This is a genomic window from Oceanimonas aquatica, from assembly GCF_030732065.1.
Lineage (GTDB): Bacteria > Pseudomonadota > Gammaproteobacteria > Enterobacterales > Aeromonadaceae > Oceanimonas.
Genome location: NZ_JAVBHX010000004.1, coordinates 294,962 through 310,799, shown reverse-complemented (window position 1 = coordinate 310,799; position 15,838 = coordinate 294,962). Strand labels below are relative to the sequence as shown.

The 15,838-nt window shown below is 47.8% G+C and carries 13 protein-coding genes; all 13 read left to right on the top strand.

The window, feature by feature from the left end:
• Positions 1–245: hypothetical protein (locus tag Q9290_RS08270; protein ID WP_306079160.1), on the top strand; the 245-nt coding region annotated here is incomplete at its 5' end.
• The gene (locus Q9290_RS08265) at positions 246–1,508 is read left to right on the top strand and encodes a capsule biosynthesis protein (RefSeq protein WP_306079159.1); all 1,263 of its coding nucleotides are present in this window, start codon (positions 246–248) and stop codon (positions 1,506–1,508) included. It begins immediately after the preceding gene.
• Between the two features lie 203 nt (positions 1,509–1,711).
• Positions 1,712–2,053 carry a DVU3141 family protein gene (locus Q9290_RS08260; protein ID WP_306079158.1) on the top strand — a complete coding sequence of 114 codons (342 nt, stop codon included), beginning with the start codon at positions 1,712–1,714 and terminating at the stop codon, positions 2,051–2,053.
• A gap of 137 nt (positions 2,054–2,190) precedes the next feature.
• Entirely contained in the window at positions 2,191–3,858 is a 1,668-nt protein-coding gene (locus tag Q9290_RS08255) for a polysaccharide biosynthesis/export family protein (protein WP_306079157.1), read from the top strand.
• Positions 3,858–4,655 carry an ABC transporter permease gene (locus Q9290_RS08250; protein WP_306079156.1) on the top strand — a complete coding sequence of 266 codons (798 nt, stop codon included), beginning with the start codon at positions 3,858–3,860 and terminating at the stop codon, positions 4,653–4,655. The genes Q9290_RS08255 and Q9290_RS08250 overlap by 1 nt, the downstream gene beginning before the upstream one ends.
• Positions 4,652–5,347 (top strand): ABC transporter ATP-binding protein, encoded by a 696-nt coding sequence (locus tag Q9290_RS08245; protein WP_306079155.1) that lies wholly within the window; start codon positions 4,652–4,654, stop codon positions 5,345–5,347. The genes Q9290_RS08250 and Q9290_RS08245 overlap by 4 nt, the downstream gene beginning before the upstream one ends.
• Before the next feature lie 113 nt (positions 5,348–5,460).
• The gene (locus Q9290_RS08240; RefSeq protein WP_306079154.1) at positions 5,461–6,543 is read left to right on the top strand and encodes a chain-length determining protein; all 1,083 of its coding nucleotides are present in this window, start codon (positions 5,461–5,463) and stop codon (positions 6,541–6,543) included.
• Positions 6,544–6,560: 17 nt separating this feature from the next.
• Positions 6,561–7,490 carry a glucose-1-phosphate thymidylyltransferase RfbA gene (rfbA, locus tag Q9290_RS08235; RefSeq protein ID WP_306079153.1) on the top strand — a complete coding sequence of 310 codons (930 nt, stop codon included), beginning with the start codon at positions 6,561–6,563 and terminating at the stop codon, positions 7,488–7,490.
• Positions 7,491–7,492: 2 nt separating this feature from the next.
• Complete coding sequence (gene rfbC / locus Q9290_RS08230; protein WP_306079152.1) at positions 7,493–8,038, top strand: dTDP-4-dehydrorhamnose 3,5-epimerase; 546 nt, start codon at positions 7,493–7,495, stop codon at positions 8,036–8,038.
• 106 nt (positions 8,039–8,144) lie between these two features.
• The gene (gene rfbD, locus Q9290_RS08225; RefSeq protein ID WP_306079151.1) at positions 8,145–9,056 is read left to right on the top strand and encodes a dTDP-4-dehydrorhamnose reductase; all 912 of its coding nucleotides are present in this window, start codon (positions 8,145–8,147) and stop codon (positions 9,054–9,056) included.
• An 89-nt stretch (positions 9,057–9,145) separates the two neighbouring features.
• Positions 9,146–10,966, top strand: a complete 1,821-nt coding sequence (locus Q9290_RS08220) for a hypothetical protein (RefSeq protein ID WP_306079150.1) — start codon at positions 9,146–9,148, stop codon at positions 10,964–10,966.
• Positions 10,967–10,977: 11 nt separating this feature from the next.
• On the top strand, positions 10,978–14,919 hold the full coding sequence (locus Q9290_RS08215; protein ID WP_306079149.1) for a glycosyltransferase: 3,942 nt from the start codon (positions 10,978–10,980) through the stop codon (positions 14,917–14,919).
• Complete coding sequence (locus tag Q9290_RS08210; protein ID WP_306079148.1) at positions 14,916–15,836, top strand: NAD-dependent epimerase/dehydratase family protein; 921 nt, start codon at positions 14,916–14,918, stop codon at positions 15,834–15,836. Before Q9290_RS08215 ends, Q9290_RS08210 begins: the two co-directional genes overlap by 4 nt.
• Positions 15,837–15,838 lie beyond the last annotated feature (2 nt).

The window sequence follows — 15,838 nt, the reverse complement described above, 5'->3', positions numbered from 1 at the left end:
GCCGGCGTGAAGGTCATGAACAAGGTCATCGGGCTCGGTATGCCTGTTCGCCAGCCGGTCAGTTAAGGGCGCCAAGCCCAGTAGGGACAGCCTGCTCCGGCTCTGATTTGATCAACAGCGCCGCTGACAGCTGCCAGCTCCCGTCCGAAGGGCGGTATCACTTTTTCATTAATACCAAATTTCAGTTGTGCTATTATCCCGCCGCCAAGAAAGTGGGAACACCAAAAAAATTTCACGGGATTTGAATGCAATCAGCCTTGCTACTCCAGGGACCATTAGGACCGTTCTTCCAGCATTTCTCTCGCTTCCTCAGCGAGCAAGGCGTTTCTGTACACAAAATTCACTTCAATGGTGGCGACGGCTGCTGGCCCTGCCGCGGTGAAAATATTCACTACACCGGCAGCCTGCCGGAATGGCGTAATTTTCTGCACAACTACATTAGCGAAAACGGAATTGATACCGTTTTCTGCTATAGCGACTGCCGCGAATATCACGCCGTAGCCCGCATTTATTGCCAAAGCCACAACATTCGCTTTTTTGTATTTGAAGAAGGCTACCTGCGCCCGCACTACATCACTCTGGAGCAGCACGGCGTAAACGCCCACAGCCCCTGGTATGGCAAACTGGCGCAAGCACTGCCCAAACAAAGCCCCGAGCGGGTGCAACATGAGTTTGATATAAAAGCCAACTTCAAGCGCCGCATTTATTTTGCCATGCGTTACTACTTCAGCATGCATTGTTGCCGCTGGCGCTTTCGTCACTATGTGCACCACCGTCACCGCCCTTACTGGAAAGAAGGCATAGCCTGGCTAAAGGGCTGGTATACCAAATATACCCACACCGCCCACGACAAAGGCCTGCTGCAAACCCTGGCAGACCAACACTCAAAGCACATATTTCTGGTGCCGCTGCAGGTGGCAGACGACTTTCAAATTCGTGAGCACTCGCACTTTAACGACGTGACTGAGTCTATTGTTCACATAACGAACTCATTTGCAACAAATGCGTCACAGAATGACGTGCTGTTGTTCAAGCATCACCCTATGGACAGAGGCTACACCAACTACAGCAGGCTCATTCATAACCTGGCTGCAAAGCACGGGCTAACCGGGAGGGTGTTCTACGGTTATGAGCTGCCCCTGCCCGAGGTATATCGCCACTGCAAAGGCGTGGTTACCGTAAACAGCACAGTGGGCATGTCGGCACTTCTGCACCATGTGCCCACCATCACCCTCGGCAAGGCCCTGTATGATGTGCCGGGACTCACCAGCCAGTGCAGCCTGGATGAATTCTGGCAGGCACCTCAGCCGGTAAGTGGCGATCTGTTCAATCGCCTGCGCGCCTTTCTGCTGAAGCATACCCAACTGAACGGCAGCTTTTATTGCCGGCCTAACAGCACCTGTCAGCAAATCTGGCAGCGACTGCAGCAACAGGCAGAGCCGCCCATTCGCCTGGTTGGAAAACTAGAACAGCCAATCACAGAAAAAGCAAAGCAAGAAGCCGCCTAAGTAAGCGCCCACTTATTGATCAGCATCAATAATGAAAGGCTCTGGCACATCGTAATACCCTAAGCCAAGTGGTAGCATGCGGCCCGAAAAATAACGCTGAACATGCAAAATGCAAAAGCGTTTAAATAACACTCAATCGGCGAATTGGGAGCCGCACCCCAAGGGCGGTAGCGTGCCTTTTTATTAATAACACGAGTGATTCCATGCATATTGTTAACAAATCTTTGGCAGCATCTTTCATTGCACTGGCCACTCTGGCCGGCTGCGCCAGCCAGCCTTCTGCCACCACAAACTCAAACACCGTAAACAGCACCCCGCTCAATGAATTTTTAAACAACGCCGCCAGCCACAGCGCCACCCAACTGGCCACCAGCCCTTGGGGTGCCAATGTGCAGGTAACCACCGGTGCCACTTACTTCGCCGCCAGCGGCAAAACCTGCCGCCCGCTGCAAATAATCCAGCCAGCGGGCAGCCAGCTGGAGCAAATCGCCTGCAAAGCCAAAAACGGCCAATGGCAACTCAGCCGCTCCCTGCGGGAGCAGTAAGCTGTAAGTTAAAAACACCAACAAACACCACCGGGCAGCTTAAAGCTGACAGCTAGCGGCTTACAGCTGCCCGCCAAATATTTCGCAGATTCCGAGAACAAACCATGTCCTTAAAAAAACTCGCCGCACCTCTCGGCTTGATCGCATTTTTGGCGGGCCCCGCCCAGGCTCAGCTGATTGGCATAAATGCCGGCGAACTGCCTGCCGAACAACAAAGCCGTTTTAATGCACCATCCGAGTCTGACAACGCCGCGCAAAACAGCAACACCCAGTGGCACAATGCACGCTATGGTGTGCCCGGTGCCACCATGACACAGGAAGACTACCCGAGCTTTGGCAGCCACCTGTTTACCGGTGGCTTCAGTGGTGTGCGTGCCGATGGCCTGAACCCCGACTACATTATTACTCCCGGTGATCAGGTCACCCTGCGGGTATGGGGCGCGGTAGAAATAGACAGAGTGTTGCCGGTGGATGCTCAGGGCAATATTTTCATTCCCGGCGTGGGCCCCATTAAAGTGCAGGGCATAAAGCACGGCCAGCTGGATGCCAAAGTGCGCAGCGCCGTTAACTCTATTTATTCCAATAACGTGCAGGTATACACCAACCTGCAGGGCGTGCAGCCGGTCTCCGTGTTTGTCACCGGCTATGTGCAAAACCCCGGTCGTTTTGCCGGCACTCCCAGCGACTCGCTGCTTTATTTTATTGATCAGGCCGGCGGCATAGACAGCGCCACCGGCAGCTATCGCAAAGTGCGGCTGAAGCGCCACGGCAAAACCATTGCCACCGCCGATCTCTACGCCTTTTTGCTGAACGGCACCCTGCCCAATGTGCAACTGAAAGACGGCGACACCATAGTAGTGGAAGAACGAGGCCCCACTGTTACCGTGGACGGTGACGTAGCCCGCCCCTACCGTTATGAACTGCAGCCTGACCAAATGACCGGGCAGGAACTGCTGAATCTGGCCCGGCTCAAGTCTAACGTAACCCATGTTTTGCTGCGCGGTGCCCGCACTCAAGGTCCCATTTCACGCTACGTAAAACTGGACGAACTCAGCCAGCAGTCACTTAAGAGCGGTGATCAGGTTATTTTCAGCAGCGACATGCGCGACAACACCATAGTAGTGCAGCTGGAAGGCAGCTATTATGGCCCGTCCCGCTTTGCCCTGCCCCGTGATGCCCGCCTGCACGAGCTGCTGAACGCCGTGGCTGTGCCGCAAAATATGACTGATACCAACAGCATCTCGCTGAAGCGGGTAAGCGTGGCCGAGCGCCAGAAACAGGCACTGGATGAGAGCCTGGCCCGGCTGGAAACCACCTATATGGGCGCCTCATCTTCTACCCCGGAAGAAGCCGAAATCCGGGTGCGCGAAGCGGAGCTTATCAGCCAGTTTATTGAGCGCGCCCGTCAGGTAGAGCCCAACGGCCGCCTGGTGCTGGCCAATAACGGGCAGATCAGCGATATTCGCCTGCAAGACGGTGACGTTATCACCATTCCGGAAACCTCCGACTCGGTGCTGATAAGCGGCGAGGTACTGGTGCCTCAGTCTGTGGTGTTTAACACCAAACGCAGCGCCAGAGACTATATAGAAGGGGCCGGCGGCTTTACCGACCATGCTGATGAAAGCCGTATTCTGGTGGTGCGCCAGAACGGTGAGGTGCGCGAAGCTGACGACGTAACCCTGCGCCCGGGTGACGAAATTCTGGTGCTGCCCAAGGCACCCACCAAAAACCTGCAGCTGGCCGGCACCATTACCCAGATTCTTTACCAGATTGCCATTGCCGCCAAAGTGGCAGTAGATCTGTAATGAGCACCATGCAAAGCCGCACACCCTGGCAGGTAACCCGCAGTGTATGGCATGCCATGTTTATGCGCGAGGCGGTTTCGCGCACCATGGCCGACCGCATGGGCTGGTTCTGGATGATTGCAGAGCCGGTTGCATTTATTGCGATCATGACCTTCATCCGAAGCTTTGTAAGTGGCAGTCATCAGCTGATTACCGGTGCTGATTTTATACCCTGGATGATAGTAGGCATGATGGGCTTTTTTCTGGTTCGAGAAAATATGGTCCGTAGCCAGGGTGCAATAAACGCCAGCAAAGCCCTGTTTGCCTACCGCCAGGTTCACCCCAGTGATGCCGTATTTGTAAGGGGATATCTGGACGGTTTATTAAGAACCTTTGTGTTCCTGCTGTTTATATTGGGTGGCCTGTTGCTGGGGTTAGACCTGTTCCCGGACAATGCCATAAAAGCACTGTTTGGCTGGCTATCGCTATGGGCATTGGGAATGGGCTTTGGCCTGGTCTTGTCGGTTACAGGCACGCTGATCCCGGAAACCGCAAAAATAGTAGGTATGCTTACTATGCCATTGCTGATTATCTCAGGCGTTATACTCCCATTAAATATGCTGCCCCACTACCTGCTCGAATATTTGATGCTCAACCCTATGGTGCATGGTATAGAGTTTATTCGCGCCGCTTTTTTTGAAAACTATAAAGTAGTGCATGGCACCAGTGAGATATATTTATGGCTATGGACTCTGACTTTAAACGCTTTAGGCCTGCTGTTACATGTTCGCTATAAAGAGAGGCTGAAAGCACAATGATAGAAATCAGCAATCTTTATAAACGCTACAACAGCCGTGATGGCCGCGAAGCCCCCTGGGTACTACAAGATATTAACCTCACCATTCCTGCCAACGTAAGCGTAGGCCTGCTGGGCCGCAATGGTGCCGGCAAAAGCACTCTGTTGCGTTTAATTGCCGGCATGGACAATCCCGAGAAAGGTACAGTACAGCGTTATTGCCGGGTATCCTGGCCCATTGGCCTTGCGGGTGGTTTTCAAGGTTCCATGACCGGGCGGCAAAACGTAAAATTTGTAGCCAGAGTGCACGGTGCCCGCCATGAGGAAGTTCAGCGTATTATTCGCTATGTAGAAGAATTCTCCGAGCTGGGAGCTGCGTTCGACCGGCCCATAAAAACGTATTCTTCGGGTATGCGATCACGACTGAACTTTGGCTTGTCTCTGGCTTTTGACTTTGATGTTTACCTTTCGGATGAAGCAACGGCTGTAGGCGACCGCGCTTTTAAAGCAAAAGCCAGCAAAGCCTTTAAAGATAAAGTAGGCCAGGCAAGCCTGATTATTGTGTCCCATGCAGAAGGCATTCTTAAAGAGCTCTGCCAGGCCGGCATTTACCTTAAAAATGGCCAGGCCATTTGGTATGACGATATTAACGATGCTATAGCGGCTTACCATGAAGAAACGTCCCCGCCTCCGGCGGGGAGCCGTAAGCTTTAAGCTGACAGCTTATGGCTTATAGCTCCCCGAAGGGGCTCTTAAAGCTGACAGCTTACGGCTTACAGCTCGCCCCAGACAAACGCCAGGTTCGAAAAAGGAACTGAACAAAAAAAATGCAAAAATTCATCAAAAAACAACCTCATTGGGCGCTCGCCCTGGTGGCCATTCTGGCCGTTGCCTTTTACTGGTTTGCCTGGGCATCCGATCGCTACGTCTCCCGTGCTACCGTAGTGCTGGAAAGCCCGCAAATTGCCGCCCCCGAGTTCAGCTTCTCCAGCCTCATACAGGGCAATGGCGGCCACAGCGATCTGCTACTGCTGCGCGAACACCTGCTCTCAACCGATATGCTCAGCACAGTTCTCAGGGAACTGCCCTTTCGCGAGCACTACAGCGAGAATGGTGATCTGTTTGCCAGCCTGTGGAACAAAGACGCTCCCATAGAAGAGCTGCACAAATACTATCAAAAGCGCGTAAGTGTAGAGCTGGATGAATACGCCGGAGTGCTCAATATAGAAGTGCAAGCCTTTACTCCTGAATTTGCCCACGACATGGCTCAATTGCTGCTAAGCGCCGGCGAAGCCCATATGAACAACATGGGTCAGCGCCTGGCTGAAGAGCAGGTTAAGTTTCTTGAAAAACAAACCGATCGCCTGGGTGACCGGCTGGATGAAGCCCGGGCCAACCTGCTGGCGTTTCAGAACGAACATGGTCTTATCTCACCCATTCATACCGTAGAAAGTCTTAATCAGGTAGTAGGCACGCTGGAAGGCGAACTGGCCCGCCTGCAGGCCCGCTATACCGCAGCACAAAGCTACCAGAGCACCCGCTCCGCCGAGCTGGTGCAAATAAAAGCCGAAATAAACGCCCTGCAACAACAAATTGGCAAAGAGCAAAACCGCCTTGCCAAAGAAACCGGCAGTGCCCTGAACCAGATATCTGCCGGTTATCAGGCCCTTGAGCTGAAAGCGCAATTTGCTCAGCAAACCTACTCCAGCGCCCTGGCTGCACTGGAAAGCACCCGGATAGAAGCTGCGCGCAAGCTCAAGCAGGTAAGCGTGCTGCAAAGCCCGCTGCAGCCGGAATATGCTACCGAGCCGAAGCGACTCTACAACACCACCATTTTTGCACTCATCACTCTGTTTCTGGCTTTTATTGCCAATATGATGATGCTGATCATTCGTGACCACCGCGACTAAGTACACAGGTACCCCAAATGCTAAACATTAAAAAGACTTCATCTTCCGTTCAGCGCAAAGGCATTATTCTGGCCGGTGGTTCAGGCACCCGGCTCTACCCGCTGACTAAAGCGGTCAGCAAACAGCTGATGCCGGTATACGACAAGCCCATGATCTATTATCCGCTCAGCACCCTGATGCTTGCAGGCATTAAAGATATTTTAATTATCTCTACTCCCACCGATCTGCCCCGTTTTCAGGACCTGCTAGGCGATGGCAGCGAATGGGGAATTAAACTCAGCTATAAAGTGCAGCCCACTCCCGACGGACTGGCTCAGGCCTTTATTCTGGGAGAGGAGTTTATTGGCGACTCACCGGTGTGTTTGATCCTTGGTGACAACCTCTTCTTTGGCCATAATCTTACCGAGTCACTAAACAGAGCAAATATGCAACAACAAGGTGCCACCATTTTTGGCTACCATGTACAAAATCCCACCGCCTACGGTGTGGCCGAGTTCGACGAAAACGGTAAGGTGCTGTCACTGGAAGAAAAGCCCGCTCAGCCCAAGTCCAACTTTGCCGTGCCCGGCCTCTATTTCTATGACAACAACGTAGTTAAGATTGCCAAATCCATTAAGCCTTCTGCCCGTGGTGAGCTGGAAATTACCGATGTGAACAAAGCCTATCTGCAAGACGGCCTGCTGAACGTAGAGCCATTGGGCCGCGGCAGTGCCTGGCTGGACACCGGCACCCACGACGATCTGCTGGAAGCCGGCCACTTTATTGCCACCATAGAAAAACGCCAGGGCCTTAAAGTGTGCTGCCCGGAAGAAATTGCCTGGCGCTTTGGTTATATAGACGATGCCCAGCTTAAAGCTCTGGCCGACCCCATGAAGAAAAACGGCTATGGTCAGTACCTGCTTAATTTGCTTAATGAAACTGGTTTTAAAAGAAGCTACAAGGCATAAACATGAATATTATCGACACCGCCATTCCCGAGGTAAAGATCATTGAAACCACCGTATTTGGTGATGAACGTGGCTTTTTTATGGAAACCTTTCGTCAAAGCCTGTTTGATGAGCTGACCGGTGGCAAACCCTTTGTGCAAGACAACCACTCACGCTCGGTGCAGGGTATTCTGCGCGGTTTGCATTATCAGATTCAGCAGCCCCAGGGTAAGCTGGTGCGGGTGGTAAGCGGCGAAGTCTATGATGTGGCCGTAGATATGCGCAAAAACTCCCCCACCTTTGGCCAGCATGTAGGTGTGGTGCTTTCTGCAGAAAACAAACGCCAGTTCTGGGTGCCCGAAGGCTTTGCTCATGGTTTTTATGTAATGAGCGACAGCGCAGACTTTGTTTACAAGTGCACCAACTACTACGCCCCTGAGCACGACCGCAGCCTGCGCTGGAACGATCCGGAGCTGAACATAAACTGGCCTCTGGTAAACGGAGAGCAGCCCACCCTCTCCGAAAAAGACACCAACGCCCCCCTGCTATCCCAGGCTGATACCTTCTAAATGAGCCTTGTAGCCGGCGCTTTAGCTGCCGGTTCTGCTAGCCGTCATCCTGACTTTTGCTAGCCGTCATCCTGACGAAGGTCAGGATCTTTGGTTTCTTTAACTTATGGCTTACAGCTTAAAGCTGACAGCTAACACCCCCGAAGGGGCATTTTTGATGTACATTCTAATTATCGGCAAAAATGGCCAGCTTGCTTATGAGCTGGCCAACAGTATTCCTGCCGGAATAACAGCCCGTTTTGTATCAAGCCAAGAGCTGGACATCAGCAACCAGGCCGCAGTGCATACCCTTATTACCGCAGAACAGCCGGATGCAGTAATAAACGCCGCCGCTTATACAGCCGTAGACAAGGCTGAGACCGAACAAGAGCAGGCATTTAATATCAACGCCAAAGGGCCACAATATCTGGCAGAAGCCTGCCAGTCGATAGGCGCTCACCTGGTGCAAGTGTCTACTGATTTTGTATTTGACGGCACAGCCAACACTCCATATACCCCTGACAGCACACCCAACCCGGTAAGCGTATATGGCAGCAGCAAGCTGGCCGGTGAACGAGGCGTGCAACAAGCCCTGCCCTCTGCCACCATTATCCGCACCAGCTGGGTATACAGCAGCCATGGCAATAACTTTGTAAAAACCATGCTGCGGTTAATGAACGAAAAAGAGCAACTGGGCGTGGTAGCAGATCAAATAGGGGCACCCACCTGGGCTGCTGGCCTGGCACGAGTTTGCTGGCAAGCGGCACAGCAGAAACCGGCTGGCATTTATCACTGGAGCGATGCGGGTGTGGCCAGCTGGTATGACTTTGCCGTAGCTATTCAGTCTTTGGCACGATGCAAGGGGCTGCTTAACAAGCAAATTCCGGTTAATGCCATAGAGACGGCAGACTACCCTACTCCAGCAAAGCGCCCTAGTTACAGCGTATTAAGCAGCAGTTCATTACAGCAAGCATTAAATATTAAATCTGTTCACTGGCGCGAACAGTTAAATGCCATGTTAAATGAGGCGTTAGTATAGTCATTTAACACCTGCTTTAAGATTTATATAAGATAAAAGTTAATTAAAATCATACTAAGAGTCAGTTGTTGAACTCTGAAGGAATTAGAATGAAAACATGTATTATTGTTCTTGGTATGCACAGAAGCGGAACTTCCGCTTTAACAGGTACATTAGAAAAAATTGGAGTAATGCTACCGCAAGATCTATGGCCGGCGCAAGAAGATAATCCAAAGGGTTTCTTTGAAGGACAAAAAGTAGTTGATATCAACACAAGAGTTATCGCTGCTAATGGTTCTAACTACGACGATACTCGGTTTAATATTACAATCAGTGAAGAGTCGATAGTTCAACATTTGGATGAAGCAAAAAATTTCATCCAGGAAGAATTTAGTTACAGTAAGTGCTTTGCACTCAAAGATCCCAGAATGTGTATAACTTTCCCTTTCTGGGAAAGAGTCTTACTGGAGCTTGGAATTACAATAAAAGTTGTTATCCCTTATAGGAACCCCTTTGAAGTCTCGCGCTCTTTAAAAAAACGTAATAACTTCTCAACAGAAAAATCGTTACTACTATGGGCCAAGCACCTTTTGCTTGCGGAAAAATATTCAAGAATATATCCACGCTATTTTATTAGCTTTAACAGCTTAATGGCTAACACTGCCGATATTTTGCCAGAACTGGCTCACTTTGTTGAAGTTGAGCTTAGTAAAAATACCATAGCTACCGTTAAAGAGCAGTTTCTGGATCCAACTTTAAAGCACCATAACATTGATATAAATAACGTTGCAGAAAACATTCCTGGATTTATTAGAGAGCTGATTTCTTTTGTCCAACATGATAGTTTTAAAGACGTAACAGAAAAAAAATGGAATGCTATTTTTAATGAAGTAAGCTCTCTTTACCAATTTCTCCATACCTATGATGTTCAGTTTCAAAGCCAAATTTCCCGAGATCTCCATGTACAAAGAGATCAGGCCATTAACCAAGCACATTCCTTTAAAGAACAACTCGAACAACAAGCTGAGCTGAACCAATCTGAAATTGCGGCTTTAGAATCGGAAAAAGATCGCCTCTCGAGACAGAAAAATCAGCTGCAGCAAGAGTTAGAGCAGAGCCGAGAGCAAATGGAGATTCTGGAGTCGGAAAAAAGCCAACTATTGAAACACCAAAGTCGGTTAGAGCAAAAAGCAGAGCAGTTACTTCAGGATCTGAACAGCATCAAAGAAGCCAAACGGTCTCAAATGGCCGAGTTACAAAGCCAGATTAATACTCTGAATAAAGAGAAAGTAGCACTAAACGAAGAATCAAACAGGCTGGAGCAGCAACTTAAAAAGCAAACACAAGTTAGCGACCAGCAGCTACTGAAAATCCAGACCAAGCTTACAGAGCTTGAACAAAGCCACGCACAAGAGGTGGAGCAGAATCAGGCACAGATAAAACTCCTGAAACAGAAAAATGACCAACTGTTGGAGTGCCAAACAAAACAGGAACAAGAGGCAGAGCAATTACTGCAAGATCTGGATAGCATCAAAAAAGCCAGGCAAGCCCAAAAAGATGAGCTGCAAAGCCATATTGATCGTTTAAGCAAAGAGAAGGCTGCCCTGCACGAAGAATCACACAAGCTGGAACAGCAACTCAGAGAACAGACGCTGAGCAGTGAACAGGCATTACAAGAGAAAGACCAACAGCTGTTAGATCTCAAGCAGAGCTATGCTCAACAAATCGAACAGAGCCAAGTAAAGATAAATAATTTGGAATCAGAAAATTCTGAACTGTTAAAAATAAAAGACGAACTTTCGCAAGAAGTTAACAGCCTGACAGAATCCATTGATATCGTAGTTAAAGATCTTGACATTTTGAAAAAGCAGAAAAAACCATCCCGTATTTACTCAATACTCGGCTTTAGTAAAGTTATAAAAAATAAGTGATACCAATCATTATGAAACCCAAAAAGCTCAGAGCACTCCTAGAAAAAAACAACTTTTTTGATAGCGTGTTTTATCTAAGAAAATATCAAGACGCACGCTTATCTGATGCCAACTCAATTGAACATTATATTCAAATTGGCTTCAAGGAAAACCGAAAACCGAACCCTTCATTTGATCCTGAATGGTACCTTTCCAATTATAAAGATGTAAAAGATGCAGGAATTAACCCTGTCATTCACTTTATTATGCACGGGCTTGGTGAAGGTCGGCTTCGAAATGAAGAGGAAAAATTAGAATACGACAGAGTGCTGAGCCTTGGTCATTTTGATGCAAACTACTATAAAAACCTTTATGAGGACCTTCAGTCTCTTGACGAGAAGTTTGATATACTAACTCACTATATCAGACATGGCAAATATGAAGGAAGAAAGATTAACCCTCATCTTCCAGTAATTCAAGCAACAGAAGACTCTCAGCTATCAAGTATAGAGCTCGAGGAACCTACCATCTATGTGTCAAAAGATGATGAGATAAATCCAATAAGCTCACTATCAGATTCTTTAGCACACTCAAATGAGTTAGTTATAGAAAGAAATAAATTTGATCCCGAATATTACCTGAAAGAAAATGATGATGTAAGAAAAGCTGGCATTACTCCAGAAGAACACTATTGGTCAAACGGTGAGCGTGAAGGTAGAAAACCAAATCAATGGTTTGATCCTTCGTTCTATTACAAGCTGAATGCTGATGTAAGAGAAGCTGGTATACCTGCTTTTCGCCATTATATCGAGTCAGGACACCAAGAAGGCCGAGCAAGTCACTCCCCACTTCAAAATAGTGAACGTGTAATTAGTTATGCTCATAAGCCACTGTTGTTTGTAGGGCATGATGGTGTATTAGCAGGCTCAGAGATCGTACTACTTGAGGTAGTACGATGGTTTTTCAACCATACTACTCGCAGAATCAAACTTCTGCTTCTTGCTCCTGGACCTGTAGCTGACAGATATGCTGAATTCGCAGATGTATATGTGCTGTCGGGTAGTGGTGTCGATCAACCTGAAGACCTGAAAACGTTCCTTAACGAAGACTTTGAGTTCGCGTATCTCAACACTGTTGTCTCTGGTCGCTTGTTTAACTACTTGGAACACACAGGAGCAAAACTGGATTGTGAGATCATTACTCATATACATGAAATGGAAAAAGTGCTTTCAACCTTTCCTGATGAAATGGAAGCATTGCTCAGCCGAACCAAACATTGGATCTCAGCCTCTCCTGCTTCCTCAGCAACACTTGAAGCCAAATACCAAATAGCTACCGAAGCACTGACGACGGTCCCTGCCTTCATCAACCCGGTAGCCCGAAAAGAAGCGATCACCAATGAACTGCAGGCCGATGCGAGGAAAGAGCTGGGCCTGAGTCCAGACTCTTTTGTAGTTATGGGTTGTGGAACCGTTTATGAGCGCAAAGGCCCGGATCTGTTTCTTGAAGCAGCTCGTTTTCTGAAAACGCAAACCAATCGGCACATTGAGTTCGCATGGCTGGGCCAGGGCCCAGACCAGGAAGCATTGGAAGCGTCGCTAACTGAACAAGAAAAAAGCTGGATTATCTTCGCTGGTAACAGGAACAATGCTAATAAGCTGCTCGCCGCAGCTGATGTATTCTTTATGTCATCTCGGGAAGATCCTTTCCCACTTGTGGTTCTGGAATCTGCCCAACACGGTGTACCTACTGTTTGCTTTGAGCCCGCAACTGGCATCATAGCGTTTATTGAGCAAGACGCAGGCATCGCTGTACCGGAAATAGATCCACAACTGGCAGCAAAGGCCATTCAGCAACTGCTGGAGCATCCCCAGTATCGGCAGGAGCTTGGCGACTGCGCTCGGGCAAAACTTTTTTCCAACTACACAACAGAGCAGCAAAACCTTAAAATATACCATACTATTCAACAAGTTACAGAATACAAACCATCGGTATCTGTTATTGTGCCGTTCTACAACCACGAGAAATTCATTGAAGAACGTCTGAACAGTATTCTGGATCAGCCAATCAAAGACATTGAAATCATTGCATTGGATGACTGCTCGACGGATAGCACAGTGGATAAGGTGCGCCCGTACCTACAAGATTGTCGCGTGACTCTTATAGAGAACAAGGTGAACTCGGGTTCTCCCTTTAAGCAATGGGAGAAGGGCATTCACTTAGCTCAAGGTGATGTTGTATGGATTGCAGAAGGCGATGACAGCTGCTCAACTAATTTTCTGTCTGAACTATTGCCCAAGTTTGATGACCCATTAGTCAATATAGCCTTTGCCAAAGTGGAAATGATTGATGAACACAGTAATGTGCACACTGGCGCTTTTACTCCCTATTTTGAAATGGCCTATCCGGGAAAGTTTGATACTGCGTACGTAAAAACAGGGATTCAAGAGGTTTCAGAACACTTTGCGGCCTACCAAACTCTAGTCAACGCAAGTGGGTTATTGATCAGAAGAACCTCATTTGGTGAAACACTTGAGACAGCTAGAGCGCACAAAATGTGTGGTGACTGGCTCATATATCTTGAATGTATGAAGCGAGGGAAAATTGCATTCTGTCCCAGTGCTGTTAATTATTTTCGGCGGCATTCGGCATCTCAAGTTGTCAAAATTGAAGGTACTGAGCAGTATTTTAGGGAACGATACGAAATAACCAGTTACATCATCGATCACTTCCCTATTGGGAAAAAACAATTGATGGGAGCCTTCAGGGCGATAGATCATGAGTGGGAAAGGTTCAGTTACAAGCACCCCGGAAAAATATTGAACGAACTGTACAATAAAGCAAAATTAATCAAAAAGCTTTCAAAGAAAAAGACAATAGAGTTGCCATCACTGCTGGTTGTTGTAAGTGATCTGTCGCCTGGTGGTGGACAGCTTTTTTCAATACGGCTAGCGAACGCATACCGGAGAATCGGTGGGGAAGCAATTCTTGTCAATGTAGGAAAGCACCCAGAACATTGTGAAGTTTCGCGAAAAATTAACCAGGATGTACCTCTTTTTAACGCAGCTGAGATCAAGTTGAGTGAACTAGCAGAGATTTTCGACATAGATATCATCCATAGCTCAGTATGGTGGTCCGATAAGTACGTCCATGAGAACTATAAAGATTTACCAGAAAAAGTACGATGGATAGTATCTACTCACGGATGCTATGAAGCGCTTCTGCAGTCGGAAGCTCTGGATCATGACTTCAGAAAATATTACGAAGGAATGCTCTATGAGGTAGACCATTGGGTCTACACAGCAGAGAAAAATCGTAAGGTTTTTCAAAAACTTGGAATCCCTGAAAAGCTGTCCAAGATTTTAAATGGTTACGAGCCGGAACTTCCCAACGCCCTGGATAAAGCCAGCCTCGGGATCAGAGACGGAGCAGCTGTCTTATGTCTTGCCAGCAGAGCAACTACAGACAAAGGCTGGTTTGTCGCAGTTGAGGCAGTGAAAGCATTAAATGAATCCGGCCACAAGGCAGATCTGCTATTAATAGGCGAAGGCCCCGCTGCTGACAAAATACGAGATAGCCAACCGCCAGAGTATATTCACTTGATAGGCCAGGTTTCAAATTTACAGGACTACATCGCTATCTCAGATATTGGCTTGTTGCCCTCAATGTTTGTAAGTGAATCAATGCCACTTGTACTCATCGAGTTCATGGCGCAGGGCAAGGCTATGCTGGCAACAGATATTGGCGAGATCCGTAACATGACACAAGATGATAAAGGCCACGCCGCAGTCATTATTGAACTCCAGGATGGAAAAGTAACAGCCACCCAATTCGCGCAAGAACTCAAGAGTTTGATAACTAACCCAAATATCATAAAAAAGCTTGAGACTAATTCAAAAAGAAGATTCCGGTACTTTGAGATGAGCAACATGCTAACTGAGTATCAAAAAGTATATAGAGAGGTGATGCGTTGAAGATTCTAGTAATAGGTGGTACGGGATTCATCGGTCGTCACCTCAGTCCGTACCTCGCAAAAAATAACCATGTCCTGGTTATGGCGCGTAACCCAATAGATACTAAAATTTCAAGCTGTAGTGAATCAAATATAAGTTACGTAAAAGGTGACATCACTGATCGTGATCAGGTATTTGCAGCAATGGAAGGCATGGATTATGTAATACACCTTGCTTCCAGTGTTATACCAAGCACCTCAAACGCGGATCCGGTCTTTGATGTTCAAACCAACCTTGTCGGCGCGCTTAATATTCTTGATGCGGCCGTTGAGCACAAAATAAAAAAGTTGGTTTTTCTATCGTCGGGAGGAACTGTATATGGTGAAGGTTCCGGAGTTCCCTTTAAAGAAGATGCTCCTACAAATCCAATTTGCTCCTATGGCATAGTAAAACTTGCAATTGAGAAATACATTAAAATGTATAATCAACTGTATGATGTTCCTTATGCGATTCTTCGTGTGTCCAATCCGTACGGCCCTGGCCAGCTAGGTGATAAGCCACTTGGAGTAGTCTCAATTTTTCTGGATCGAATTAAGCGAGAAACACTAATAGAAATATGGGGAGATGGCTCCACCAGCCGAGACTTTATACATATTGATGATGTTCTTTCAGCAATAGACTCTGTGCTATGGTCACCAAACAATCAGCATTTGCTTAATATAGGCTCAGGAAAACTAGTATCCATCCTGGAACTGATTAACTTGATTTCTGAAATCGTGAGTAAGCGACCAAACTTATCCTACAAACCCTCACGTAGCTTCGATGTCGAATCTGTGCATTTAAATATAGACAAAGCTAGAAGTGAAATAGATTGGACTCCTAAGATAGATTTATACGACGGGATATCTTTAATGGCAAGCTTAAGAAACAATATATAGAG